Here is a 24,325-nt window from a genome sequence, read left to right as displayed (position 1 = left end):
AATCTAGCCCCGATTATGCACGTTTTGGCGTCGATTTGTGGCCTATCTTCTCCTTGCACCATCGCGGTGCGTATTAGATTCGGCTATGCTCAAGGGCCGATTCTTCGGGCCGTTTCCATTACACGTAGCGGGGTGCATTGCGATAGGCGCCGCGTGGTCTTTCTTCATGGAGGTGGGTATGTCGCCGTCACTGCTGGGAATCTTGATCATGTGCGCCGGGGTGTTGTGCCTCGCGTTGGGCGATGCGATTTCCAAGTGGCTGGGCGCCACGTACGACCCGATTCAGATCATCTTCTTCCGCACCTTGATCTCGTTGCCGCTGATTGCGCTGTTGGCACGCTTCAACGGTGGCTGGCAAAAGCTCAAGACTCGGCGCCCGGGGGTGCATCTCCTGCGCGGCTTGATCTTTGCCGGGACGATGTTCTGCTTCGTCACCGGCCTGACTCTACTGCCACTGGCGGAAACCACTGCTATCGCTTTCGCCGCGCCGTTGTTCGTGACGCTGTTGTCCGGGCCGCTGCTCAAGGAGCGTGTCGAGCGTTTGCCGTTCATCGCCTCGCTGGTGGGTTTTGCTGGTGTTCTGGTCGTGGTGCGTCCTGGTGCGGCGGGCTTTCAGTGGGGTGCGCTGATCGTCGTCGGCGCGGCGGTGTGCTATGCGCTGATGATGATCACTGCGCGGCGTTACGGCGGTAAGGAAAGCCTGTGGGCGATGGTCTTCTACGCTACCTTGGTGCCGCTGATCGTCAGCGCGATGCTATTGCCCAGCGTCTGGCGAATGCCCGAGGGCATGGCGTGGCTGGGCTTCATCGGCTCCGGCATTTTCGGCGTCGGTGCGGTGTCGTGCATCACGCTGGCGTTTCGTTACGCTCCAGCGGCGCTGGCGGCGCCGTTCGATTACACCGCCATGGTCTGGGCCGTGTTGCTGGGCTGGTGGTTGTGGGATGAAGTGCCGGATATCTGGGTCTTCATCGGCGCGCTGGTGATCATCGGTAGCGGCGTCGCCATTGCCTTGTATGAACGGCAGGTGGCCATCAAGGCGCGCCCCACGACATAAATGTCGAAGAGGTTTCGGTGATTCTCGGCGCGTATCTTGCAGCGTTATCGAGACCGATCCGGAGGAGGCACGATCATGAAGACCTTCTTTCACGCCGCGCAGCGGCGCCATCATCCTCGGCTCTACTTTTCGCGCGGCAAGCTGCGCGAACCCCAGGAGATCCCAGCGCGCCTCGAGGGGTTGCTGGGCGCCGTTCAGCGGCTGGGGTTCGAGGTGCGCACGCCGCCTGACAGCGGCCTGGCGGCGATTCGCGCCGTGCATCATCTACCGTATCTGCGCTTTCTGGAAAGCGCCCATCGGCGCTGGACCGCGCTGGGGGACGACTGGGGCGATGAGGTCATGTCCAATGTCTTCGTACGCTCGCCCAATGCCTTGCGCGGTGTGCTGGCCGAGGCGGGGCGTTACCTGGCGGATGGTAGTGCGCCGATAGGGGAAGCGACCTGGGATTCCGCGTATTGGTCGGCGCAAAGCGCGATTGCCGCGGCCGATGCGATCAATCACGGGGAGCGCTGGGCCTATGCACTGTCGCGGCCGCCGGGGCACCACGCCCGCGCCGATGCCGCCGGCGGTTTCTGCTTTCTAAATAACACCGCCATCGCCGCGCAGCGTTTGACGGCGCGTTATCCGCGTGTCGTGGTGCTGGATACCGACATGCACCACGGCCAAGGGGTGCAGGAAATCTTCTATGACCGAGATGACGTGATGTACATCTCGATCCATGGCGACACCACCAACTTCTATCCGGCGGTGACGGGGTTCGAAGACGAACGCGGATACGGCGCGGGAGAAGGCTACAACCTCAACCTGCCGATGCCGCACGGCTCCCCGGAGACGGTTTTCTTCGAACGTCTGGACGAAGCTTGTCAGACCATTCGGTTATTCGAACCGGACGCGCTAGTACTGGCGCTGGGTTTCGACATTCATGAGCAGGACCCGCAGGCCAAGGTGGCGGTCTCTACGCCAGGGTTTGGCAGGTTGGGATGCGTGGTGGCCGACCTCGGCCTGCCAACGTTGGTGGTGCAGGAGGGCGGCTATTATCTCGAGGGGTTGGAAGCGAACGCCGTGAGCTTTTTTGAGGGGCTGACCCAAGGCTGATTAGAGGGTCGATTTTATCGATAGACCCTGAATAAGGTATTTTTTATAAAAAGGAGGTGCTCACGCTCAAGTCTATCTGCGGGATGTCGATATTGGGTGCAGTCGCCTACCTCGGCGCTAACATCATTCCTTAACATTCCTCTGATTAACTCGTCGTACTCCTTCCCCACGAGACGCCGAGCCGGGTACGACGATGCGCATCAAGGTCACGTTCAAGATAGCTATCCTGCTATTATTCGTTGCTTATCGAGCAGCGTGCTTGGTGCGTGTGATTCGCACGGCGCGGCGCGTGGCGGCCAAACGACGATCGCCCGTGGTTTAGGGGCCACGGGCCGTCGACTATGAGTTACGTCGCGCTTTTTCTGGCCCGATGCGCGGCCGCCTTCATTCGGTTGCCGCATGACGCCATGCTGCACCATCGCCGCCGATGAGACTTCGTTTGATCGTGGAATAGCAATACGCAGTCGGAGGCCTGGCACTCTTTCACCAGTTGCAAGTCCTCTTCTGTCAGCAGCTCGGCCAATGCCTGCGCTACCGGCTGCAACAGGCTCTCGCTCGTCAGGTCGCATCGGTACGTCTGTCTGTGGAATACGGCGTTCGCTGGCACCCATTCGAGCCTCTCGATGGGACGGCCGCGCTCCAGTACCTGGTTGACGATGGCGGGATCCACGCCTCGCCCCTCCCTAGCTGAGACGATCAGTTTCCGCATGTCTTCACGCAATGCCCGAGCCAGTTCCACCAGCCCGGTGGGCGGGGCCTCGAGCGTTTCATTCAACGCACCCGCCTGACGAAGCCACTCAACGACACTGTGGTCGTCATTCAGACATTCGTGCCGATCGGACCCGACGCCAAATTGCGTGTTGATGAAATCGAGCGCGAGGTTGCCTGCGATCAACGGTGGCGTAATGCCTAAGCTCATACTTGGTAACCTCTTAAATTTAATTTGACAGGTTACTATGGAGCTGTATAACCTTCAAATTCATAAATTGATGGTTACTAAGGGGTCGATCATGACGACTGAAAACCTGCCCAGCGCCAGCTCTTCATCACGTGGCAGCCATGCTCCTGATGGCCGATCATCGGCAGTACCGCAGGTCCATTACCGCGTCGAGCAGGTGGGCGACGTCAACGTGTTCTATCGGGAAGCGGGAGATCCAGCCGCACCGTCGGTGCTGTTGCTGCACGGGTTCGCGGCCTCGTCGTACATGTGGCGCGATGTGATCGAAGCGCTCGCGGACGGCTATCACGTAATCGCACCGGACCTGCCTGCATTTGGTTACACGGAGGCGCCAGAGCGTGGCCAGTACGATTACACCTTTGCCAACCTGGCGAAAACGATCGATCGATTCACCGACCAGTTGAAGCTCACCCGCTATGCGATTGCGGTTCACGATTATGGCGCACCGGTAGGCTGGCGCTTGGCTCTCGCCCACCCGTCAAGAATCACGGCGATCATTTCGCAAAACGGCAATGCGTATGAGGAGGGCCTTTCCGCAGGTTGGGAGCCCATCCGGAAATACTGGAACGATCCGACGACGGAAAATCGGCAAGCGCTCAGCGACTTCCCGACACCGGCGTCCATCAAGTGGCAATACGTGGAAGGGGTCAGCGATACGAGCGTTGTGGCACCGGATGCCTATACGCTGGAGGGCGCCCATATCTCGCGGCCAGGCATGGCGGATATCCAGCTCGACCTATTGCTGGATTACGCCACCAATGTCGAGCAATATCCGGCATTTCAGGCCTATTTCCGTGAGTACCAACCGCCGCTGCTTTCCGTCTGGGGGAAACACGATCCGTTCTTTCTGCCGCCCGGCGCCGAGGCGTGGAAGCGGGATATCCCCAATGCAGACATTCGTTTCTATGACACGGGGCACTTCGCTCTGGAAACCCATGGCGATGTGATCATCCCGGTCATTCGTGAGTTTCTGGATGCTCACGTGAAAGCCTAGAAGCACTGCGCGCGGCGCGAGATGACATCACGCAGGCAGGAGGAGATTTCTCATGCAGAATAGCGCGTATGAAACAGATTGCCCGTGGACCAGCAGGCCACGGGCAATCTAGTCATGGCACCGGACGGCGCCTGACGAGGCGGATCATTGCCAGGGGGTCATTTCTGCAGCTTGACCATGCGCAGATACGGCTTCTTCTCGTCCCAGCCTTGCGGAAAGAGTTCCTTGGCCTTCTCGTTGTCGACCGAGGGTACGATGATGCAGTCGTCGCCTTCGGTCCAGTTCACCGGTGTGGCGACCTTCTGGCTGTCGGTCAACTGCAGGCTATCCAGCACACGCAGGATTTCCGCGAAGTTGCGACCGGTGCTGGCCGGATAGGTCAGCGTCAGGCGTACCTTCTTGTTGGGATCGATGATGAAGACGCTACGCACCGTCAAGGTGTCGTTGGCGTTGGGATGAATCATCCCATACAGCGAGCTGACCTTGCGGTCGGCGTCCGCCAGCAGCGGGAAATTCAGGCCGTGGCCCTGGGTTTCCTTGATGTCACCTTCCCATGCCTTGTGATCGTCCACCGGGTCGACGGAGAGACCCATGGCCTTGGCGTTGCGTTTCTCGAATTCCGGCTTCAGGCGTGACACTTCACCGAGCTCGGTGGTGCATACTGGGGTGAAATCCTTGGGATGCGAGAACAGAATGACCCAGTTGTCACCTGCCCATTCGTGGAAGTTGATCGTTCCGTCGGTGCTGTCCTGGGTGAAATCCGGGGCAATATCGCCGAGTTGTAGTGCCATGGCGTCCTCCTTTCACTGATTGGCGCGAAGCATAGAGCATCGCATCATGAACCAGGGCATGGGAAACAATGGATTTCGCTAAGCAAATGCATCTTGGATATTTGCCCTCGCGTGGCGCTTCCCGCGCCCTCTCTCTTCAATACATGGTGACGTGTGGCGGCCAACACAAGGGTCAAGCGCACCACAATGGTTGCCGCTCACGGCGCTGGGCCGGCCGCGCCCAAGTAGTGCTTGCGCCAGTAGCGGATATCCAGCGAGGACACCGTCACCTCGCGGCCGCTACCGGGCGCATGGATCATTCGACGGTCACCCAGGTAAATCCCCACGTGGGTGGCGCGATCCCCTGCGCCGAAGAACAGCAGGTCGCCGGGGCGCGCCTGCTCGCGATGATCGAGCGTCTGGTACTGCTGGTTGGAGGTGCGCGGCACGTCGATGCCCGCCGCTTGATAAGCCACTTGTACCAGCCCGGAACAGTCGACGCCGTTTTCCAGCGAGGTGCCGCCCCATTGATACGGGGTGCCCAGGGCCTGCTTGGCGCTGGCAAGGATCAAGGCACGCTCGATGGAAAGATTCCGGGCTTCGATGGGGCCTGGATCCTGGGTCTCGATGCGTTGGCTCGACGAACATCCGGCGAGAACGAACAGGCATACAAGTAGCGCCAACGCTGCTCGGACACGCGGCGCAAGCCTCTCGATAGTTGCTAAATAAGCGGCAGGATAACGCCCCATGCGGACTCCTTCAGGCGGTATGCGATGAGCGACAAGAATGCCAGCAGTGTAGCCAAGGATGCTATGGGTGCGAGAGGCGGCTCATGCTGGCGCTGCTTTGTTAAGGCCGACCGTTGATCGAGCCTGAATGTGGGCTTGCAGGCTCAATGCGAGCTGACGCGCCGCCTCCTTGGGGCGCCCCGGACTGCGGTGCAGGGCAATTTCGGTCATGGGCAGCTCGGGGAGCCCTTCGACGCTATCGATGATACTCAGGTCCGAGCCCAGCATGGAGGGTGTGAGTACGGTGATGGCGAGCCCCGCGCGTACTGCGGCCGTGAGACCGGACAGACTGGCGCTGGTATACGCAATCCGCCAAGGAAGGCCCACGGCGTCGAGTGCCGCCAGGGCGCGTTCCCTGAAGATGCAGACCCCGTCCGTAGAGACCGCCAGGGGCAGTGGTGTGCGGCGTTGGGTGTCATGCCCTGGAGCGCCGGCCCACACCGTGGGCTCCTGGCACAACACTTCCCCGCCGGGGCTCTTGGGCTGACGCGTGGTGATTGCCAGATCCAGGCTGCCTGCGCGGACGCTCTGCACTAGGTCCACGCTGAGCCCGCAGTCCACTTGCAATTCGACTCCCGGGTACTGGGACTCGAACTCGGACAGTGCCTCGGGCAGATAGATCACGTAATCGTCGGGAATGCCCAGTCGCACCACGCCATCCAGCCGTTGATCGCTGACATCCTGCCAGGCGAGCGCGTTTTGGCGCAGCATTTGCCGCGCGTGAGAGAGCAGGCGCTCCCCAGCCGGCGTGGGGATCGACGCTTTCCGCCTGCGCTGCAACAAGGGCTGCCCGAAGGTTTCTTCCAGGCGCTTCATGTGCGCACTGACGGTCGATTGCGCGAGATGCAAGGTATCCGCCGCAGCGGTAAATCCTCCCTTATCCACGACCGCCACAAAGGTATTGAGCACCACCAGATCTAAAGGACGAAAGTTAGCCATTCAGTATCATCACGAATCATGATCGAAATATCGTAAGTCTTCGTTTCCATGATAATTCATCCTGCCCCAGACTGCTCGCGTCGCATACAACTAACGTCTATTCGTTACGCACAGGAGCGGGTCATGGCCAACACACGTACATCAGCCGGGTTATTGGCAGGACTCTTGACGGTAACGCTCTGGGCGAGTCTTCCGGTATTGCGCGATCTGATCAATCTGCCGCCGATGTTGACGGCCGCCGTGGCCATGGGCGCGGCGGCCCTGATGGCGCAAGGCGTCGGGCAGCGAGGTGGCACGGCGGTCGGGGTGACGTCGTATCGTGACTGGAAGTTCTGGTTGATGGGAATCGGCGGCCTGACGGGGGCGCTGTATTTCTACTTCTCGGCGCTGGGGAAGGGCGATCCGGCGAAGATCACCCTCGTGACCTATCTCTGGCCGCTGGGTTTCATGCTCGTAGCGGACGTGCTGGCCGGGCGTGGGCTCCGAGCACGTACCTTGCTGGGCTCGGCCGTGGCTTTTTCAGGCCTGATCCCGTTGGTGCTCTCGAACGGCCAGGGAGAACCGACCTCGACACTTGGTTATGCCCAAGGTATTGCTTCGGGTATCTCCTGGATCATGTTTTCCCTCTATCTGCGGGGACGCGCCGCATTGTCCTGGGTCGAATACAAATATTTGTTTGCTGGCGCCGCCGTTGCCTCCTGGGGGCTGCACTACCTGTTCGAAGTCACCCCCGAACACACGACCGCCATGGACTGGGGCGTAGCGGCGCTCATCGGTGTCGGCCCTTACGGATTGGCCTTTATTACCTGGGGCTACGCCCTGCTGCGAAGCTCTTCCACGTTGCTGGGCATCTTGACCTATTTCGTACCCATCATTTCTTCCTTGTTTCTGATCCTGGTGGGACGCGCCGCCTTTAGCGTGCCGCTGGTCATTGCCTTTATCGGCGTACTGGGAAGCGCGGCTATTACACAGATGAAGAGTCTTCATAGGCCTCGTCTCCGATAGTTCCAGCGGTCGCTTTTTTGCCGCATGATACCCGTCCAGGGTTTTGGCTTATCGACACAAGAAGGGAAGCGCAATGAAAGGATGGGTGCTGGGTGGGACGCTGGTGTTGTTGAGCGGGGCGAACGCGGCGGTGGCCCAGGAGGGTGCGATAGACGAGCAAGCTCGCGAGGTACTCGATCCCATCGTCGAATCCTTGATGGCGGCGCAGCATATCCCCGGCATGGCGGTTGCCCTCGTCGGGCCGCAAGGCACGACGATCGCCCATTACGGCGTCGCCGAGCGCGAGGCCGGCTCAGCGGTCGACGAAGCCACGTTGTTCGAGATCGGCTCGCTCAGTAAGACGTTCACCGCCACGCTGGCATCGCTCGCCGCCGTCGAGGGTAAGCTCGATCTCGACGCCCCGGTGAGTCGCTATCTACCCGCGCTCGAGGGCAGCGCCTTCGATGGGATCAGCGGCCTCAATCTCGGCACGCACACCACCGGCGGGCTGCCGCTGTTCGTGCCGGATGAGGTGACCGATAACGCATCGCTGATGGCCTGGTATCGAGACTGGCAGCCGCCGGAACCGATTGGCGACGTCCGCACCTACTCCAATCTCGGCATCGGGCTGCTCGGCGTGGAAACGGCGGCGAGTCTGGATAGTGAATTCGTTCCCGCGATGCGCGCTCATGTGCTGGAGCCGCTGGGATTGCAGCACACCTGGTACGACGTTCCCGACGATCATATGGCTGATTACGCCATGGGCGAGAACAAGGACGGCCAGCCGATTCGCGTGGCCCCCGGCGTGCTTGACGATGAAGCCTACGGCATCAAGACGACCGCCGGCGATCTAGCCAAGCTGGTGCGCGCCAATCTGCATCTCGCGGATGTTGACGCCGAGCTCCAGCAGGCCATCGATGCAACTCGCCGGGGCTATTATCAGGTCGGTGATATGACCCAGGACCTGGTTTGGGAGCAGTACCCGCTCCCCGTCACGCTCGATACGCTGCTGACCGGCAACGGCTATGACATGATCCTCGACCCCAACCCGGCCAAGGCCATCGCGCCGCCGCAAGCGCCGCGTGACGATGTCTGGGTCAACAAGACCGGCTCCACCAACGGTTTCGGCGGTTATGTCGTGATGCTGCCCGGCGAGCAGACGGGGTTGGTGATGCTGGCCAACAAGAACTATCCCAACGATGCGCGCGTCGAAACCGCGTACCGCATTCTCTCCGGCCTTGGCGTGATCGACGCACCGTAGGGCATGAGGGTACAGTTCGGCTCTGTCTCCACGCTCAAGCGGCTGGGCGCTTCAGTCCGGTACCGGCGTTTCGAAGGTATCGCGCCTACGCACCGTCAGTGTGGTGCCGATCGAGGCGACGATGATCAGACCGATGGCCAGCCATTGCAGGCCGCTCAAGAGCTGGCTCAGGAACAGCAGACCGGAGAGCGCGCCGATCGCCGGTTCCAGGCTCATCAAGGTGCCGAAGGTCTGGGTCGGCAGGCGCGGCAGCGCCACCATTTCGAGCGTGTAGGGCAGGGCCGTGGAAAGCACGGCGACGGCAAGCGCCAACGGTAGCACTTCCGGGGCGAAAATCGCTGGACCGACGTCAATCAGACCGACGGGGGCGATCACCACCGCCGCGATGGTAATGCCCAGCGTGGCGCTCTGGGCGCCGTTGACCGAGCCTGCTTTCTGTCCGAACAAGATATAGAGCGCCCAGCAAACGCCGGCCCCCAGGGCGCAAGCCGCGCCGTAAGGGTCTATCGGGCCATTGCGGTCGTCGCCCAGCAGCAGAAGAAACGCCAGGCCGAGCACGGCGAATGCCACCCACAGGAGGTCCAGCCAGCGTCGCGAGGAGAGCATCGCCACCGTCAGCGGCCCGGTGAACTCCAACGCCACCGCGATACCCAGCGGCACGGTCTGCAGCGCCTGGTAGAAGAGCAGGTTCATGACGCCCAAGGCGACGCCGTAGACCATCGTCGACTTCCAGGCGCGGCGACTGAATCGCTGGTGCCAGGGGCGCATGACGATCAGCAGTATAAGCGCGGCGAGAATCAAACGGATCGAGGTCGTGCCGGTGGCGCCAATGATCGGAAACAGGGTCTTGGCGATGGAGGCGCCGGTCTGGATCGAGCACATCGCCACGATCAGCATGGCCACTGGCCACACTCTGGCCACGAATTCGCGCACGGCGACTGACATGACACCTCCCTTGTGCTGGAACATGATACTTCCCTGATGGCGCCAGGCCCGCCCCCACATGCCGAACGCTGGCATTCGAGAGAATTGCGATAAGACTAAAAGCCGAGAGCGGTTCGAGGCGGGGCGTCGCGAAGACGCCTAGAACATGCATTCAAAATGAAAGCGCCCAGATTACGCTGTCTCTACGCGTACATCTAATGCCGTGTCATCGAATGCCAGCCGGCCGGCAATCGTGTCCATGTCCGTCAACGGGTTGGCGTATTGCCAGGCGATGTCGGGATGCTCGTCAGTGCTGTAGTACGTGGCGTCCCCCTTAAAGGGGCAGTGCGTCACGGTGGCGGAGCGGATGAGATACGCCATGTGCACGTCGCTTTCGGGCAGGTATTGGCGCGAGGGATAACCGCGCTCGCGAAGCTCGATGGCGCCCGTGCTATCGGCGAGCAGTGTGTCGCCGTCCCATACCCGAACGCGACGCGTGTGGGGGTGCAGGCTGATGCGGTCTTGCGTGGTGTCCGTGGACATAGGGTCTCCCGGGCTATTGAGTGTCTGCCGACAAGGGGGATCCAGCGAGTGCGCGTTTCACGGCAGCCTCGGCATGCAGTGCCGTGGTGTCGTAGAGCGGCACATGGGTGTCGGTTGCCTTGATCAGCATGGCGATTTCGGTGCAGCCTAGGATTACCGCCTGCGCGCCCCGGGCATGTAGCGAATCGATCACGTCCAGAAAAGCCTCCCGCGAGGCAGATTCGATGCGCCCGAGGCACAGTTCCTCGAAAATCACCCGATGGATGTGGTCGCGCTGGGTGTCCTCCGGCACGATGACCTCGATGCCGAAGCGCTCGGTCAGGCGTTGCTTGTAGAAGTCCTGCTCCATGGTGAAACGTGTGCCGAGCAGCCCGACCCGCGTGATGCCGTCGGCGACCAATCGCTCGGCCGTGGCATCGGCAATATGCAGCAGCGGGATGTCGATGGCTGCTTCCACCTGCGGCGCCACCTTGTGCATGGTATTCGTGGCGATGAGCAGGAAATCCGCCCCGGCGCGTTCGATCTGACGCGCGGCTTCCGCCAGCGCTTCTCCGGCTTCGTCCCAGCGACCTGCGCTCTGCCAGGTTTCGATCTCGGCGAAGTCTACGCTCACCATCGCCACCTTCGCCGAATGCAGGCCGCCTAGAGCCTGCTTCACGCCCTCGTTCAGCGCGCGATAGTAGCTTTCGGTGGACTCCCAACTCATACCGCCGAGCAAACCGATGGTGTGCATAGTGACAAGCTCCTTGCATGGAGAAAGACATAACGTCGTGGCGTCATCGAGTTCATCATAACCTGCCGCCGCGCTCGGGCGATCTACGAGACGGATTGTCGCACCCTGCCTCGCCTCATAGCGCCGCAGGCCGCCTCTGGCCCGGACGCGTATGCATGGCCTCGCGCACACCCGTGGCGTCGCGCGCTCGGCCGGCTGTGTTAGGGCGAGAGTCGCGATAGTATGGCACGCCTCTGACACTCCCTCGGTCGAGCCCATGTCCTTTTTCTTGTCTCGTTCTTCACGTGATGCCAGCGACCTTTATCGGGCGGTCTGGCGGTGGCATTTCTACGCGGGTCTCATCGCGATTCCCTTTCTGATCTCGCTGGCAGTGACCGGTGGGCTGTATCTCTTCAAGGATGAGATCGACCAGTGGCTCAATGCGGACATCGTGCGCGTCGAGGCGCAGTCGTCGCCCACGGTGGCGCCGCAGCAACAGCTCGATGCCGCCGTGGCGGCGCATCCCGGCAAGGCATTCCGCTACGTACCGCCGGCGGCACCCAATCTCGCCGCGGAGGTGGACATCACCACCGCCGACGGCAAGCAAGCCGTCTACGTCGACCCTTACACCGGCGAAGTCACCGGTACGATCCCCTATCACGGCAGCGTGATGTGGATCGTGCGGTCTATCCACAGCCTCAATTACTTCGGCGAGACGGCAAGCATGATCATCGAGATCGTCGGCGGCTGGTCGATCCTGCTGGTGCTGACCGGGCTTTACTTGTGGTGGCCACGCGGACGGCGCGGGGGCGTGATGACGGTACGCGCGACCCCGGCGAAGCGGCGCTTCTGGCGGGATCTTCACGCCGTTACCGGGCTCTTCGTGGCTGGCTTCATTCTCTTTCTCGCCGTGACCGGCATGCCCTGGACAACGGTCTGGGGTAGCAAGGTCAACGAGCTCGCCAACGGCCACAATTTCGGTTATCCGGACGGGGTGCGCGTCAACGTGCCGGTCTCCGACGAGCGGCTGGCGGAGCGGGAGATGACGACCTGGTCGCTGGAGCAGGCGCGGTTGCCGGAATCGACACCCAGGCGCCCGGACGCGCCGAGCATCGGCCTGAACGGCGCGGTACGGACGTTCGACGAACTGGGACTCGCTCCCGGCTATGCCGTCAGCCTGCCGAGCGACCCGAGAGGCGTCTATACCGGCTCGATCTACCCAGACGACCTGTCACGGCAGCGCGTCGTGCACCTGGATCAGTACAGCGGCGAGCCGCTTCTAGACATGAATTACACCGACTACGGCCCGCTGGGCAAGTCGCTAGAGTGGGGCATCAACGTTCATTTGGGCCAGCAGTACGGACTCGCCAATCAGCTGATTCTGGCGCTGGCTTGCGCGGGGATCGTGCTGCTGTGCGTCTCGTCGGGCGTGATGTGGTGGAAGCGCCGGCCGAACGGCAAGCTGGGAATTCCCCCTGAACCCAAGGACCCCCGCCGACTGCGCGGCGTGCTGGCGTTGCTCGCCATCGGTGGCGTGCTTTTCCCGCTGGTCGGTGCCTCGATGATCGTCATGGCGGTGGTCGATGCACTGGTGCGTCGGTTCAGCGCCCGGGGTGCGGTCGCGGCCGCCTAGCCGGGCGCCCGCCAATATGAGTCGCGCCCGCGTCACGCCAGGGCGGGCGCGACTGTTTACTTCACTTCATCTCGAAACCGCGCGAGACGAGGAAGTCGCGCATGTGCGGGCGCACTTTGTGCTCGAACAGCGGGGTGAGATTCTGCGACCAGGTGGTGTCCTTCTGCGCGCTGCCGCGCGCTTGATAATAGTCGCGCATGGTGGCGTCGAAGGTCTCGACCTGGGCCTGGTCGTCACGGTAGTAGTCTTCCTTGAGGATGGCCTCGACCGGGAGACGGGGTTTGACCTCCGGGTTCTGATCCGGATAGCCGAGGCACAGGCCGAAGACCGGGTAGACGTGATCGGGCAGGTGCAGCAGGTCGCTCACAGCTTGGGGGTTGTTGCGAATCCCGCCAATATAGCAGATACCCAGCCCTTCGGACTCAGCGGCCACGACGACGTTCTGCGCCATGAGCGCGGCGTCCACGCTGGCGACCAGCAGTTGCTCGGTCATGCCACGGGTGGCGTCGGCGCCGGCGCGCTCGGCGGCCTCGGCGGGACGCTTCATGTCGGCGCAGAACACCAGGAAGTCGGAACAGGTGGCGATGTAGTCCTGTCCGCCAGCCAAGCCGGCGATGGCCTCGCGATTGGCCGAGTCCTTCACGTGAATGACGCTGTAGGCCTGCACATGGCTCGAGGTCGCGGCGCTTTGACCGGCCTGGATGAGTTCCCGCAGCAACTCATCGGGAATCTTGCGTTCAGTGAAACGACGGATAGAGCGATGCTTATTGAGCAATTCGATGACGGGATTCATGCAACCTCGCGCGGGTGATTTAGTTAGTTTGCTAATTAGTGTACTCATTTCCTCATCCTCGCTCAACCGGGAATGGCTACGCCATGTTCCCCGCCAACAAGGGGGATTATCCTGAGAGAGTGATGTTGTTCTCACCGGCCATGGATCGACACGATGAATGCTACTACTGCTCGCCGCCCTACCACCTTGTCCGCTGCCTGGAGCCTGTGGACGCTATTGCTCGGCGTAGGGCTTTTGATGATGGGCAATGGCCTGCAGGGCTCACTGCTTGGGGTGCGGGCCTCGGCGGCGGATTTCGGCAACACGGTTACGGGACTGGTGATGTCGTCCTACTTCGTGGGTTTTCTGGTCGGCTCGGTGCTGACGCCACGCAAGCTGCGCGAAGTCGGGCATGTGCGGGTCTTTGCGGCACTGGCGTCGATCACCTCGGTGGCGATTCTGATTCACGCCTTGTTCGTCGAGCCGATGGTCTGGGCGGCCATGCGCTTCGTCACCGGATTCACCTATGCCGGGCTTTATGTCGTCGCTGAAAGCTGGCTGAACGGCTACGCCTCCAACCGCCTGCGCGGGCGCCTGCTGGCGATCTATATGGTGATCAGTTACCTCGGCATGGGCGGTGGGCAACTGCTACTCGGCAGCGCCGACCCTTCGGGCATGGCGCTGTTTCTGCTGGTGTCGATTCTGGTCTCGCTCTCCCTGGTGCCGATCTTGATCAGCTACACGCCTCAGCCCGAGCTCAGCCAGCCCGAGGCGATGAGCCTGCGCACGCTGTATCGGCTCTCGCCGTTGGGTACGGTGGGCTGTTTCATGACCGGCATCACCAATGGCGCGGTTTTTGGCATGGGGGCCGTATTCGCCACCAACAGTGGCTTGAGTGTCGCGCAGGTGTCGGTCTTCATGGGCGCGTTCATCTTCGGTGGCGCGATATTGCAGTGGCCGCTGGGCAAGCTTTCCGACAAGGCCGACCGGCAGTGGGTGATCGTCGGCGTCGCGCTGGTCGCGGTGCTGCTGGCGCTGGTCGGCGCACTCGTCAGCGGTTGGTCGCCGATGGCATTGACACTGCTCGGGGCGTTGCTGGGTGCGACGACGCTTACGCTCTACTCGATCTTCCTGGCCTGTGCCAACGACTTCCTCACCGACCAGCAGACCGTGGCGGCCAGCGCGAGTCTCGTCCTGGCGTTGGGCATCGGCGCCATCCTGGGGCCGGCCAGCGCCGGGGTGTTGATGGAATGGCTGGGGCCGGATGGTTTCCTGTGGGACCTGGCCGTCATGCACATCATCATGGTGTTGTTCGGGCTTTACTGCATTCGTTATTACCCGACTAGCGAATCGCCCGAGCAGGGTCACTACGTGATGGTTGCCTCCGACACCACACCTCTGGGCACGGCCTGGACGGAAGAAGCCGCTCAGGAAGAAGGGCAACTGGAACTGGCGCTGGAAATGGAGGCGGAACCGGGAGTCGAGGATGAAACATTGGCGGGGCGATGAGCGCGTCGCCCCAATTAGGGTATAGACCCACGACCGGGGCGACACGGGCTCAAATACTGATCAGCGATTCCCACCAGCGCGTGAGGCTGCGTTGCCAGTCCGAGGCTGCCCGGTGTTCGTTACGCGTGTCGTTGAGATAGACCGTGGCGGTGAGGCCGGCCGAGAGTTGAACGTCGTCGGGGACGTCGTCGAGGGCGATGCGCACGGGGATGCGCTGCGAGAGTCGTACCCAGTCGAAGGAGGTACTGACATTCGCTAGCCCGTTGCCTTGGCTGTCGAGGCTCTTGTCGGAGATACCGTGCGCAATGCTATCGACATGCCCCCACAGCGGGACGTTGGCGGCCAGGAGTTGGATGCGTACCGGCGCGCCGACGTTAATGGCGTCGAGCTTGGTTTCCTCGAAGTAGCCGAGTACATAAAAACTCTTCGCGTCGATTAACGTCAGCACGTTCTCGCCGACCGAGACGTATTCGCCGGGGTGCAGCAGCAGGTTAGTCACATAGCCGTCGACCGGGGCGCGTACGGTGGCGCGTTCGAGATCGAGCTTGGCTTGTTCGACCGCGACCTGGGCCTGTTCGACTTGGGCCTGGGCGCTGGAATAGGCGAAGCGTGCGTCGTCGCGGTCCTCCTGCGAGGCGTAGTCGCCGAGCTTCTGGCGCCGAGCGTTGGCGGCCTTGGCCTCCGCGCGCTGCTGTTCGAGGTTGTTGAGGTTGGCCTTTGCCTCGGCCAGCGCCAGCGCGTAGCGCTTCTTGTCGATGGTGAACAGCACGTCGCCGGCCTCGACGTAGTCGTTGCTTTCGACCTGAAGATTCTCGACCAAGCCTGCGACGTCAGTGCCGAGGTTGATGACATCGGCCCGCACGCGGCCGTCGCGCGTCCAGGGATCGTGCATATAGTGGTTCCAGATCTGCGCAATGGCGACCACGGCGATGGCGAGCATCGCCAGCGTCAGCAGCGGGCGCACGACCTTGCGCGCGTGCGGGGAGAGCGTCATGGCGTCATCCTTCTTGTGGGTGGGCGATCGGCAAGGCGCCGGTCAGGGCGAGTACCGACCACAGCAGTAGGGCGTAGAGGGCGATGTCCACGAGCACCGGTTGCCAGAACCAGTGGTAGACGCCGAGACGCGTGAACACCCGCCGCAGCAGTAGATAAAGGCCCAGCGCGACGAGCACGGGGACGGCCAGCGGTGGCACCAGGAAACCGAGAAATGCCCATTCAGCGAACATGCGGCGTCTCCTGTCGAGGCGGTGTTGCTTGCCGTTCACGCGGTGCGGCCTGGGCATTGTCGTCGGCGCGGGCCTCCAGCGTGACGCCGGGCGCCTCGCGCATGAGATGTCCCAACATAGCGATTTCTCCCGCCGTGGCCACGGATAGCCGGGGCTCGTGATAAAAGCGGTCGACCCATTCGCGGGCCTGGTCGGACAGTTGGCGCCAGACCTCGGGCGAGTGATGCCGACGTGCCACCAGGCGTTGGCCGATGTCGTCCAGCCAGGCCTCGAGTTCCTGGCGGTGCGGCGCCAGTTCCTCGCGTAGTCGCCGAATGCGCCAGACGCACAACGCCAGGGCGTGAAGATCGAGCGCCTCTCGCAGCGTGTCATCCGTGCCGCCTAAAGCAACGATGCGCCCCAGGCGGTCGTAAAGGCGACTTTCCAGACGCGCCCGGTTGGGCAATGCGGGCTCGCGCATCAAACGCGCCACACCTTGCCAGTAGGCGCCGAGCAGCGTGCGGATACGCTCGGCGGGGGAGCGTTGCCGCATCAGTGCATAGGTGAACATCGCCGTGGTGGTGCCGAGTACCGAGGCGAGCCCGCCGTTGATGTAGGTCGTCGGCGAGAAGGTGTAAGTGCTGTGCAGATTCAGCAGCGTCATCAGCGTGATGGCGCCGGAGAGCCCCATGGCCGCCCAGCGGGGGCGCGGCGTCAGCAGCGTGCCGATCATGACTGGGATGCCGATGGCGATAGCCAGTAGCGGGAATCCGTTGATGACCGGTAAGACCAAAAACAGCAACACGCCCCCTAGCGTGACGGCGGCGAGCGTGCCCCAGAGAAACTGATAGACCACGGCAGCGGGGTTGGGCGCCTTGGCGAACAACATGGTGAACACGCCCAGCAGCATCATCGCCAGGTAGCCGGAATGCCAGCCGCTGTGAACCCAGAACAGGCCCAGCAATTCGAAGGCTATGAATACGCGCAGGGCATTGAAGCGGGCCACGAAGTGCTCGTTGTGCGTGGTACGGGTGCGCTTTTCGCGCGGCAGGGTATGCACTCTATCTGAGGACGGTTCGTTCAGGGCATGACGCAGGCGTCGGCCGTGCTGGAGCAGGCCGAGGACTTCCCCGAGGCGCTGGCGTACCAGTTCGGCGCGCACGCGGCTGCGAGGGCTCACCTGGTCGGCGTCCCACTCGAAGTCCGGCAGCGTCAGCTTTTCCAGCGGCTCGCCGGCCGGTTGCTCGGCAATCGTGGTCAGCAGCGGCGCGGCATGCGCGTTCAATTGCGCCAGCCAGCGCTCACCGTCCTCGCACGCGCGAAGGTAGTCGATGGCGGTTTCCAGCTCGCGGATGGCGGTGATCAACGCCAGGCTGTCACTGGCGAAGCGGTCCAGCGCCGGGATGAAGCGGCTCAGGCGCCGCGTTTCCAACCGGGTGAGACCGCGCAGCTTCTCGAACTGTTGATAATCGCCGAGCAGCGCCTTGAGACGTGCGTTCTGCGTCGCGCGGGGGCGTGGGCTGTCCAGGGCCGCGAGGGTTTCCTCGGCGGCGTTTTTCAGAAACCCCGAGAGCGCCTCGGGGAGGGCCCGGCTTCCGAAGCGCGGGGCGATGAGCAGGTGCATCAAGACGCCGCAGCCGATGCCCAGCGCAGTTTCCGTGAAACGCCCCAGCGCGATGGTCCAGATGCCATCGACCCCCGTGCCGATGGCGGTCAGCGAGACCAGCGTGGCGGTATAGCCGCTGAGCATCATCACGTAGCCCAGATACTCGTCCTGCTCGAGCATCACCCAATACATGCAGAACGCCAGCCAGGCACCGGCGAACAGCAGATACAGCATCGGCTGCTGACCGAACAGGGCGATCAGCACCAGCCCGGCAATGGCGCCGAACAGGGTGCCGAAGAAGCGTGCCACGCCGCGCCCGATGATGATGCCGATGGGCGGCGTGCCGCCGGTGAACATCACCGGCTGGAGGGTGACGATCATCACCGCGAGAATGGCCCAGGCGGGCTGGTACAAGTCGAGGCGCAAGGCGAGGAACAGTGCTAGCCAGACAGCCAGCACGGTGCGTAGTGCCAATAACCAATGATCGGTGGAAATGCGCAGCATAACGTCATCCGGCCCCGACCGCATGGCCGGAGCATCAGGGAAAAAGCAAGATAAATATTAGTCTGCGAATTATCCCAGTCCGTGCGACATTTGTCTAACCTCACCGCCAATCTCGCCGGGCCGAACGGTTTGGCCCCTGGAATTTTGCGGCGTCGCCCTCACTTTGGAGAGATACTCTTTAGTGATATGTGCAGTGACAGCCGTGATAGAAAAGGAGAACGCAGGATGAGTTTTCAGGGCGAGCAACACCCCGGCGTCGAAACGCCGCCGAACGAGACGCGGGGCTTTCGTTTCAATCACACCATGCTGCGGGTGAAAGACCCCGAGCGTTCGCTGGCCTTCTATTCGCGGGTTTTCGGCATGCGCGTGCTGCGCAAGCTCGACTTTCCGGAAATGCAATTCACGCTCTATTTTCTCGCCAACCTCGGCGATGACGACGCCGTGCCGGAGGATCCGGCCGAGCGCAACGCCTACACCTTCGCGCAGAAGGGTATTCTCGAGCTGACCCACAACTGGGGCACCGAAGACCAGGAAGGCTTTGCCTACCATGACGGCAATGCCGAGCCGCAGGGGTTCGGGCATATCTGTTTCTCGGTGCCGGATCTTTCCGTTGCGGTGGCCTGGTTCGACACCAACCACGTTGAGTTCAAGAAGCGCCCGGACGACGGCAAGATGAAGGACGTCGCCTTCGTCAAGGACCCCGACGGCTACTGGATCGAAGTCGTCCAGCCCGAGCTTTCCAAGGGCCTGGGGCAGTAAGTCACGCGATCATCTACCCCCTGAAAGTCCGATGCCGGCGCATCGGGCATCGTAGGGGCGACCCGCCCTCGGCGCCCGGCAGGCGATACCTGTCGGGCGTCTTTCTTTTGTGTGTCATACGCCTGACATCGTATGGGCGTTGGATGGCTAATCGGGTATAGGAAATTTCATGACACCAACGGAAATTTCTCGCGCTTGGCAAAGGGGACGACACCATCATGACACTCAAACGCACACCCGCCCTGTTGGGGCTGGCGGTGATGCTGGCCGCGACACAGGCGGCCGGCGCGGCGGATAAGCACTTCAATCGTATCGCCAGCTTCGCGACTGTCGATAACATGGCGAAGGGCGAGGACCGCACGCGTGAAACCTCGGCCGAAATCATTGATGCCTCGGGCGATGGCATGACGCTGGCCTATTCCGATAGTCCGCTGGGCGTGATCGGACGCATCGACATCAGCGATCCGGCCAACCCCAAGCCGCTGGGCAACATCGAGGTGGGTGGTGAGCCCACCGCCGTATCGGTGATCGGCGATACCGTCTATGTCGCGGTCAATACGTCCGCTTCTTACAGCGAGCCTTCCGGGAAGTTGCTGGCGCTAGACATCGACAGCGGCAAGACGCTCGTATCCTGCCCGCTGAGCGGTCAGCCCGATAGCACGGCGACGGCCCCTTCCAAGGATTTCATGGCCATCGCCATCGAGAACGAGCGTGATGAAGACGCGGGCGACGGTCGGGTGCCCCAGATGCCCGGCGGTAGCGTGGCGCTGGTGGACATCAACGGGCAGCAGGCGATCGATTGCGCCAGCCTGCGCTATGCCGACGTGACGGGGCTTGCCGAGACCGCGCCTGAGGATCCCGAGCCCGAGTTCGTGGATATCAACGCCGCCGGCGAGATCGCCGTTACCCTGCAGGAGAACAATCACATTGCGGTGCTCGATCGTCAGGGGAGCGTGGTCTCGCACTTCAACGCCGGCGCCGTGGATCTGGCGGGCATCGATGCCCGCGAAGACGGTGCGCTGATGTTCAACGAGGAGCAGCGCGACCGCCTGCGCGAGCCGGATGCGTTGCAGTGGATCGACAAGAACCACTTCGCCATCGCCAACGAAGGCGACATGGATGGCGGTGCCCGGGGCTGGAGCATCTTCCACCAAAGCGGTCGCCTGGTGTATGAATCCGGCGCGGCGTTCGAGCATGCGGTCATCGAGGCGGGGCATTACCCCGAAGGGCGCTCGGATGCCAAGGGGAGTGAGCCGGAGGGGATGGAGTTCGCCGTCTTCGATGGCACGCCCTATGTCTTCCTGCTCTCCGAGCGCAGTTCCCTGGTGGGCGTCTATGACGTCAGCAACCCGAACCAGCCCGTGCTCACCCAGGTGCTGCCGTCGGGTATTTCTCCCGAAGGGGCGGTGGCGATTCCCGGCCGTGACCTGCTGGCCACCTCCAACGAGACCGATCTGGTCGCGGACGGCGGCCCCCGCGCCCACGTGATGCTCTATCAGTATCAGCGGGCACCCGCGGTCTATCCCACCCTGACCTCGGCAGGCGCTGACGAGCTGATCGGCTGGGGTGCGCTCTCCGGCATGGTGGCCACCGACGGGGTCCTGCATGCGGTCAGCGATAGCTTCTACGGCGCTCAGCCGCGTATCTTCACCCTCGATCCCTCGGCGTCGCCGGCACGGGTTACCGCGGCGATGACCGTGACCCGTGATGGGCAGCCCGCCCAGGGGCTCGACATGGAAGGCATTGCCGCCGACGGCAGCGGGGGGTACTGGATCGCGTCCGAAGGGAATGCCAAGGCGCGCGCCAACATGCTCTATCATGTCGCTTCAGACGGCACGATCGAACGCGAGATCGCGCTGCCCGAGGCGCTTGCCAAGCAGGCGAAGCGCTGGGGGCTGGAAGGCGTGACGCGCGTCGAGGATCAGCTGTGGCTGGCGGTGCAGCGCCCCTGGCAGGATGACCCCGAGGGCATGGCCAAGTTGCTGCGTTACGACCTCGACAGCGGCGAGTGGCGCGCCGTGCACTATCCGCTGGCGAACGCCGACAACGGCTGGGTGGGCCTCTCCGAGATTACTGCCCATGACGGCAGCCTCTATCTGATCGAGCGCGACAACGGCATCGGCATTCAGGCCAGGGTCAAGCAATTGACGCGGGTCGCTCTAGACGGACTGGAATCGGCGCCGCTGGGCGGTGAGCTGCCGGTGGTCGAGAAGCATGTCGTGCGCGACCTGCTCCCCGATCTGGCCAGTTACAACGGCTTTGTGGTGGACAAGGTCGAAGGCCTGGCGATCAGCGAGCAGGACCGTGCCTGGCTGGTCACCGACAACGACGGCGTGGACGACAGCAGCGGCGAAACCTTCTTCTGGTCGGTGCCGCTGAAGTAGCGACGGCGTCTTGCACGTCGATGCCCGCCAACGACAGCCTGCAGCGCCTGCTGCAGGCTGTCTGTCTTCAAGATCGAGTGTCTCCAGGCGATGTTTGATGCGGGAACCGTTCGTCTCGGGTAACGTCTGAGAGGAGGTATTCGGCAAGGATACGCCCACTTTCTTGGTAGAGGGACGCCTCATGATGGACCGCAGGACCCTGCTCAAACGCTCGTTGGCCCTGGCGGCCTTTTACGGACTGCCCGCCGCGCCGTTGCTGGCGGCGACGCGTGACATGCCCGATATCGCCGATGGTGAAGCACAGCCTTTCAGCTTCGACTGGCTGCAGGGCTTGGCCAAGGAAATGGCGAACTCCAGCTATCAAAACAATGTGCGCGACCTACCCGCCAGCCTGGCGACATTGACGCCCCAGCAATACAACGCCATCGGCTACGATGCCGAACACTCGCTGTGGCACGATCTGAACGGCGAACTCGACGTGCAGTTCTTCCACGTCGGCATGGGGTTCAACCAGCCGGTGCGGATGTATGCGCTCGATCCCGATACGCATCGCGCGCGTGAGATCCACTTCGATCCGGCGATGTTTCATTATGACGGGGCCGGCATTGATGCCTCGCAGCTCGAGAATCAAGACACGCTGGGGTTTGCCGGGTTCCGTGTCTTCAAGGCGCCCTCGCTGACCGAGCGCGACATCGTCTCCTTCCTCGGCGCGAGTTATTTCCGGGCGGTGGACGACACCTATCAATACGGCATTTCGGCGCGCGGTCTGGCGGTCAATACCTTTGCCGAGTCGGCGAAGGAAGAATTTCCCACTTACACCCGCTTCTGGTTGGAGACACCGGCGCCGGACAGTACCACCTTCACGGCTTATGCCTTGCTCGATTCCCCCAAGGTCGCCGGGGCCTATCGCTTCGTCATCCACTGCGAGGCGGAACGTGTGGTGATAGATATCGAAAAGCATCTTTACCCGCGTGAAGCCATCGAGCAGCTGGGTATCGCGCCGATGACCAGCATGTTCAGTTGCGGCACCCACCAGCGCCGCATGTGCGACACCATTCATCCGCAAATCCATGACTCTGACCGCCTCTCGATGTGGCGTGGCAACGGTGAATGGGTGTGCCGGCCGCTCAACAATCCGCCGAAGCTGCAATACAACGCCTTTGCCGACGACTCGCCCAAAGGCTTCGGTCTGTTGCAGACCGAGCGTGATTTCGAGGCCTATGAAGACGTGATCGGCAATTATCACGAGCGGCCCAGTCTATGGATCGAGCCGCGCAGCGACTGGGGCAAAGGCCAGATCCAGTTAATGGAGATTCCCACGACGGGGGAGACCATGGATAACGTGGTCGCGTTCTGGAAACCCGACGAGGCGATTACTCCCGGAGATTCATTGACCTTCGCATACCGCCAGTACTGGAGTGCGCGGCCGCCAGTACGCACCGAGCTGGCGCGCATCCGCGAGACACGTAGCGGCATGGGCGGCTTCCCCGAAGGCTGGGCGCCCGGCGAGCACTATCCTCGGGAATGGGCGCGGCGCTTTGCGGTGGATTACATCGGCGGCGATATCTTGCAGATCGCCAAGAACGGCCCACCGATCATGGCGCAGTTGGAGGTCTCGGGTGGCAAGACGGGCGAGATTCAGATCTTCCAGGTCGAGGAATTCGAGGGTATTCGCGTCCTCTTCGACTGGTATCCCACGGAGGATTCGGTCGAGCCCATCGATATGCGGATGGTCCTCGAAGGCGACGGTGAAACGCTGAGTGAAACCTGGCTTTACCAGTACTTTCCGCCGCCTGCCGATCAGCGCGAGCACCCGCCGCATCCGTTGGATGCCTGACCGGACCTCACGATACGCAAAAGGGCAGTGCCATGGCACCGCCCTTTATCGTTTCCGAGGTGGGAGTTCAGTTGTCGAGGGCTTGCGTCAGCTCGTCGACGTTGTGCTTGAACATGCCGAGGTAGGTGCTGGCTTCGCCTTCGCTGGCCAGGGCGCCGGCATAGAGCGTGCCGCCGATGGCGACGCCGGTTTCGTTAGAGAGTTGTTCGAGAAGCGCCGGATTGGTCATGTTTTCCAGAAATAGTGCTTTGACGTCGCGTTTCTGGATCTGCCGGATCAGCTTGGCCATGTCGGCGGCGCTGGGCTGTGCGGCGGTGGAGAGCCCGACTGGCGAGAGCACGTCCAGGCCGTAGGCATTGGCGAAATAACCGAAGGCATCGTGGTTGGTTATCAGCACGCGATTGGCCTTGGGGATCTCGCTGATTCGCTGGTGAATCTCGCCATCCAGGCTGTCGATAGCGTCCAGGTATTGAGCGGCATTATCGCGATAGTCGTCGGCATGCGCGGGATCGGCCTCGATGAGCGCGTCGCGAATGTTTTTCACATACTGTTTGCCGTTTTGCAGGTCCTGCCAGGCGTGCGGGTCTTCCGGGCCATGATCGTGGCCGGCATGACTGTCGCCGTGACTATGATCGTGGTCGTGGCCGGCATGACTATCGTCGTGGCGATGGCCGTGTCCCTCATGATCGTGTGCCGTACGCTCTTCGTCGAAGCTCAGGGCATCGATGCCCCGGCTGGCGACGACGACCGGTCCTGCGTAACCGCTGGCTTCCACCAAGCGGTCCAGCCAGCCTTCGAAATGCAGGCCGTTGACGATGAATAGATCCGCCGCGCCCACGGCGCGGGCATCGATGGGGCTGGGCGAGAAAACATGGGCGTCGCCATCCGGGCCGACCAAGGTAGTGACATCGACATGCTCGCCGCCGACGTTCTCGACCATGTCGCCGAGAATACTGAAGCTGGCGACGACCTCCAGCGGCGCCTCGGCACGCGCCGTGCTGGAAAGCGTCAGGGCGGCGGCGCTAAGCAGTAACGTCAAAGACTTGGGCATGCAGGTTTCCTCTTGTCGGTGAATAAGGCGGCCAGGCGTTATG

General features: G+C 62.3%; 22 protein-coding genes. 10 read left to right on the top strand and 12 right to left on the bottom strand.

From position 1 onward, the window contains the following. The first annotated feature begins 178 nt into the window (after positions 1 to 178). Entirely contained in the window at positions 179 to 1,054 is an 876-nt protein-coding gene (locus RVY79_RS04365; RefSeq protein ID WP_317462806.1) for a DMT family transporter, read from the top strand. Positions 1,055 to 1,129: 75 nt separating this feature from the next. Then, positions 1,130 to 2,149: a histone deacetylase family protein gene (locus RVY79_RS04360; RefSeq protein WP_317462805.1), complete on the top strand. Its 1,020-nt coding sequence runs from the start codon at positions 1,130 to 1,132 to the stop codon at positions 2,147 to 2,149. Between the two features lie 346 nt (positions 2,150 to 2,495). Here the strand turns inward: RVY79_RS04360 and RVY79_RS04355 are convergent, their stop codons facing one another. Continuing rightward, positions 2,496 to 3,068, bottom strand: a complete 573-nt coding sequence (locus RVY79_RS04355) for a CGNR zinc finger domain-containing protein (RefSeq protein ID WP_317462804.1) — start codon at positions 3,066 to 3,068, stop codon at positions 2,496 to 2,498. Between the two features lie 37 nt (positions 3,069 to 3,105). Between RVY79_RS04355 and RVY79_RS04350 the strand changes: the two genes are divergently transcribed. Further along, on the top strand, positions 3,106 to 4,101 hold the full coding sequence (locus tag RVY79_RS04350; RefSeq protein ID WP_317462803.1) for an alpha/beta hydrolase: 996 nt from the start codon (positions 3,106 to 3,108) through the stop codon (positions 4,099 to 4,101). Between the two features lie 158 nt (positions 4,102 to 4,259). On the opposite strand, the gene RVY79_RS04345 is transcribed toward RVY79_RS04350, so the two are convergent. The 3 genes from RVY79_RS04345 to RVY79_RS04335 form a co-directional block, all read right to left on the bottom strand. After that, positions 4,260 to 4,892, bottom strand: a complete 633-nt coding sequence (locus RVY79_RS04345; RefSeq protein ID WP_246973606.1) for a peroxiredoxin — start codon at positions 4,890 to 4,892, stop codon at positions 4,260 to 4,262. 197 nt (positions 4,893 to 5,089) lie between these two features. Further along, on the bottom strand, positions 5,090 to 5,554 hold the full coding sequence (locus RVY79_RS04340; RefSeq protein ID WP_317462802.1) for an NlpC/P60 family protein: 465 nt from the start codon (positions 5,552 to 5,554) through the stop codon (positions 5,090 to 5,092). A gap of 147 nt (positions 5,555 to 5,701) precedes the next feature. After that, positions 5,702 to 6,598, bottom strand: coding sequence for a LysR substrate-binding domain-containing protein (locus RVY79_RS04335; RefSeq protein ID WP_317462801.1), 897 nt, complete (start codon positions 6,596 to 6,598; stop codon positions 5,702 to 5,704). Positions 6,599 to 6,721: 123 nt separating this feature from the next. Between RVY79_RS04335 and RVY79_RS04330 the strand changes: the two genes are divergently transcribed. After that, a complete protein-coding gene (locus RVY79_RS04330) occupies positions 6,722 to 7,603 on the top strand; it encodes a DMT family transporter (protein ID WP_317462800.1) in 882 nt (293 codons plus the stop codon). Positions 7,604 to 7,676: 73 nt separating this feature from the next. Beyond that, the gene (gene ampC / locus RVY79_RS04325; protein ID WP_317462799.1) at positions 7,677 to 8,843 is read left to right on the top strand and encodes a class C beta-lactamase; all 1,167 of its coding nucleotides are present in this window, start codon (positions 7,677 to 7,679) and stop codon (positions 8,841 to 8,843) included. Between the two features lie 51 nt (positions 8,844 to 8,894). On the opposite strand, the gene rhtA is transcribed toward ampC, so the two are convergent. From rhtA to RVY79_RS04310, 3 genes are all read right to left on the bottom strand, one after another. Further along, positions 8,895 to 9,788, bottom strand: coding sequence for a threonine/homoserine exporter RhtA (rhtA, locus tag RVY79_RS04320; RefSeq protein ID WP_317462798.1), 894 nt, complete (start codon positions 9,786 to 9,788; stop codon positions 8,895 to 8,897). Positions 9,789 to 9,959: 171 nt separating this feature from the next. Next, positions 9,960 to 10,310 carry a DUF427 domain-containing protein gene (locus RVY79_RS04315; protein WP_317462797.1) on the bottom strand — a complete coding sequence of 117 codons (351 nt, stop codon included), beginning with the start codon at positions 10,308 to 10,310 and terminating at the stop codon, positions 9,960 to 9,962. A 13-nt stretch (positions 10,311 to 10,323) separates the two neighbouring features. Then, on the bottom strand, positions 10,324 to 11,043 hold the full coding sequence (locus RVY79_RS04310) for an aspartate/glutamate racemase family protein (protein WP_317462796.1): 720 nt from the start codon (positions 11,041 to 11,043) through the stop codon (positions 10,324 to 10,326). Between the two features lie 256 nt (positions 11,044 to 11,299). Here RVY79_RS04310 and RVY79_RS04305 point away from each other — a divergent pair, with 256 nt between their 5' ends. After that, the gene (locus tag RVY79_RS04305) at positions 11,300 to 12,655 is read left to right on the top strand and encodes a PepSY domain-containing protein (protein WP_317462795.1); all 1,356 of its coding nucleotides are present in this window, start codon (positions 11,300 to 11,302) and stop codon (positions 12,653 to 12,655) included. A 61-nt stretch (positions 12,656 to 12,716) separates the two neighbouring features. Here RVY79_RS04305 and nfsA read toward each other — a convergent pair whose 3' ends face one another. Further along, positions 12,717 to 13,448 carry an oxygen-insensitive NADPH nitroreductase gene (nfsA, locus tag RVY79_RS04300; protein ID WP_317462794.1) on the bottom strand — a complete coding sequence of 244 codons (732 nt, stop codon included), beginning with the start codon at positions 13,446 to 13,448 and terminating at the stop codon, positions 12,717 to 12,719. A gap of 153 nt (positions 13,449 to 13,601) precedes the next feature. On the opposite strand from nfsA, the gene RVY79_RS04295 reads away from it, so the two are divergent. Next, positions 13,602 to 14,936, top strand: a complete 1,335-nt coding sequence (locus RVY79_RS04295) for an MFS transporter (protein ID WP_317462793.1) — start codon at positions 13,602 to 13,604, stop codon at positions 14,934 to 14,936. A gap of 49 nt (positions 14,937 to 14,985) precedes the next feature. On the opposite strand, the gene RVY79_RS04290 is transcribed toward RVY79_RS04295, so the two are convergent. Genes RVY79_RS04290 through RVY79_RS04280 form a run of 3 tightly spaced genes read right to left on the bottom strand, consistent with a single transcriptional unit; the run spans position 14,986 to position 18,251 of the window. Then, positions 14,986 to 15,930: an efflux RND transporter periplasmic adaptor subunit gene (locus tag RVY79_RS04290; protein ID WP_317462792.1), complete on the bottom strand. Its 945-nt coding sequence runs from the start codon at positions 15,928 to 15,930 to the stop codon at positions 14,986 to 14,988. Between the two features lie 4 nt (positions 15,931 to 15,934). Next, entirely contained in the window at positions 15,935 to 16,162 is a 228-nt protein-coding gene (locus tag RVY79_RS04285) for a DUF1656 domain-containing protein (protein WP_317462791.1), read from the bottom strand. Continuing rightward, the gene (locus tag RVY79_RS04280; protein ID WP_317462790.1) at positions 16,152 to 18,251 is read right to left on the bottom strand and encodes an FUSC family protein; all 2,100 of its coding nucleotides are present in this window, start codon (positions 18,249 to 18,251) and stop codon (positions 16,152 to 16,154) included. The genes RVY79_RS04285 and RVY79_RS04280 overlap by 11 nt, the downstream gene beginning before the upstream one ends. A gap of 225 nt (positions 18,252 to 18,476) precedes the next feature. On the opposite strand from RVY79_RS04280, the gene gloA reads away from it, so the two are divergent. From gloA to RVY79_RS04265, 3 genes are all read left to right on the top strand, one after another. Continuing rightward, complete coding sequence (gene gloA, locus RVY79_RS04275) at positions 18,477 to 19,010, top strand: lactoylglutathione lyase (RefSeq protein WP_317462789.1); 534 nt, start codon at positions 18,477 to 18,479, stop codon at positions 19,008 to 19,010. Between the two features lie 218 nt (positions 19,011 to 19,228). Further along, positions 19,229 to 21,394, top strand: coding sequence for an esterase-like activity of phytase family protein (locus tag RVY79_RS04270; RefSeq protein ID WP_317462788.1), 2,166 nt, complete (start codon positions 19,229 to 19,231; stop codon positions 21,392 to 21,394). Positions 21,395 to 21,575: 181 nt separating this feature from the next. Further along, positions 21,576 to 23,231, top strand: a complete 1,656-nt coding sequence (locus RVY79_RS04265) for a glucan biosynthesis protein D (RefSeq protein ID WP_317462787.1) — start codon at positions 21,576 to 21,578, stop codon at positions 23,229 to 23,231. Positions 23,232 to 23,298: 67 nt separating this feature from the next. On the opposite strand, the gene RVY79_RS04260 is transcribed toward RVY79_RS04265, so the two are convergent. After that, positions 23,299 to 24,282, bottom strand: a complete 984-nt coding sequence (locus tag RVY79_RS04260) for a metal ABC transporter substrate-binding protein (protein WP_317462786.1) — start codon at positions 24,280 to 24,282, stop codon at positions 23,299 to 23,301. Positions 24,283 to 24,325 lie beyond the last annotated feature (43 nt).

The organism is Chromohalobacter sp. HP20-39 (genome assembly GCF_033052815.1).
GTDB lineage: Bacteria > Pseudomonadota > Gammaproteobacteria > Pseudomonadales > Halomonadaceae > Chromohalobacter.
The sequence above is the reverse complement of the archived record's forward strand: the minus strand, read 5'-3'. Positions and strand labels throughout refer to the sequence as shown.